This is a genomic window from uncultured Campylobacter sp. (assembly GCF_938045595.1).
In the GTDB taxonomy this organism is placed as follows: Bacteria; Campylobacterota; Campylobacteria; order Campylobacterales; family Campylobacteraceae; genus Campylobacter_B.
This window is the reverse complement of the sequence record NZ_CALIBB010000301.1, coordinates 1-1,838: the sequence shown is the minus strand read 5'-3', so window position 1 is coordinate 1,838 and position 1,838 is coordinate 1. Positions and strand designations below refer to the sequence as shown.

The window sequence follows — 1,838 nt, the reverse complement described above, 5'->3', positions numbered from 1 at the left end:
TAGCGGATCGGTTATAACCTCTAGTTGGCCTAATAAAGGCACCCATTATATGTTTGACTCGAAGGGTACATATATCAACGATGGTGGTTTTACTTTAAATAGCTCTACATCTACTTTAAAGTTACCAAAAGGCGTTACTGCAGATGATATCGTATATGCTAGGCTTTATTGGCAAGGAAATATATTTAATATCGAGGCACTGGATGGTTTTAAAGCTACGAAGGATTATCATAAAGTTCAGTTTAGAATGAGAAGTTCGAAAAGCTCTGAAGCAACCAATATAGAGGAAATAGAACGAGATAGATGTGACGGATACGCTGCATGGAATTATAATGCAAATACTAGAGACGGCGGGCAATATGACGCAAAAGAGGCAGGCGTTTATAAAGAATGTGAGCGTGGTAGTGGACCTCATGGTTGTAAAACTAATGCCCAAGGGCAAGTTATGGCAAAAAAAAGATTAGCGGTTAATTATCTGCGTAAGTACGGTTGGTATTATCGTAGCGAAACCGATAATAATATACCTAAGAGTTTTACTTATAATGGCAAGGTTTATAAGAGGTGGGAAAATCGCGGTCCGATTCCGGGTACAGAGAGCTATCTATTCTGGAGATATGAATGGACTGACCCTTTAAACGAAATGCGCCTTCAATATGGTTGCTCTAAAGATATAACCAACATCGTAAGAGCAAATTTCAAGGATTATTCCGATAGTATAGATTTTACCGTGGGTAATATTAAAACTAGCGCCGGCTGGGATGCTTACGGAGCTTCATTTTTAAATGGCGGTTTTGAGACGGCAAGAGTAGGTGCTTATGGCGGATGGGGCGTCGTGATAGTGTATGATAAAACATTACCATCTCGTAGGAAGCTAATGGAAGATCTTCAAAATTCTGATAAGGTAATAGGCAGAGTAGCGAGTGTCGCTGAAGCTAAAAAAATTCGAGATACGTATTTTAAGCCTAAAAATGTAACTATCTATGGCGATTTTGTTACTATTACGCCATGGTCTACCCCGGCTCCTGGTTACTCGCCTATCAATGTAAATTTAAAATTAAGCGGCTTTTATACGCCAAGGCAAGGTAAAGTAAATGCAAAATTAGGGTTCCTGGGCTTTGCAGGCGAAAGAGAGATGCGAGAGCAAGAGTATTTCAAGGTAGAAAATAAGAATAAAAATACGATGGATACTCTAAGCGGAAGTGTAGTAAATGCTAATTTGGGTAATGGCTTTGCAAATATATATGATGGCTCGACTTCCATTTTGGAGCTAGATAGCGATGGCAACTATAAACTTACCTATCCTAAAGGAACTTATTATAGATGGGGTATGGACCTAGATGAATTTGACATAAGCTCAAAGATGGGAAATAAACAATCCAGTTTAGATGTTCAATTAGGAGGCGCTTCCGTTAAAGAGCAAAATGGCAAAGAATCTGCGGATCAAAACTTCATCAGTATGCTAGCCGTATCTGTAGATATGTATGTGCCTAATATGTGCTATCAGTATGAAGTCTATAACGCCTCTAACTGGGTTAAATTCTTTGATAATGATGGTAACCGAAGAAGCGAAGAGGATGTAAAAAAACTACGTGAACCTCCTGAGCAGATAAAAAACGGCGTCGTAGCTGGTGAAAATATCTATTACAGAATAAGATTTGAAAATAGATATAATGGAGGTAATAGCGAAGATGCGGTAGGCTCTATAGTAAGCGTAAATTTCAATAGAGCAGGCGCCACTTATACTCCAAATAGTGCTACTATCAACAACCGTCTTGACGATAGCGAATATAGTGGCGTTACTACCAAAATAAACGCTATACCTATGAAAGCTAGTCAAA

The 1,838-nt window shown here is 38.8% G+C and carries 1 protein-coding gene; it reads left to right on the top strand.

Annotated features, from left to right (window positions below):
• Positions 1-49 precede the first annotated feature (49 nt).
• Positions 50-1,838 (top strand): hypothetical protein (locus Q0340_RS11545; protein WP_298083425.1); only part of this gene is annotated, 1,789 nt, incomplete at its 3' end.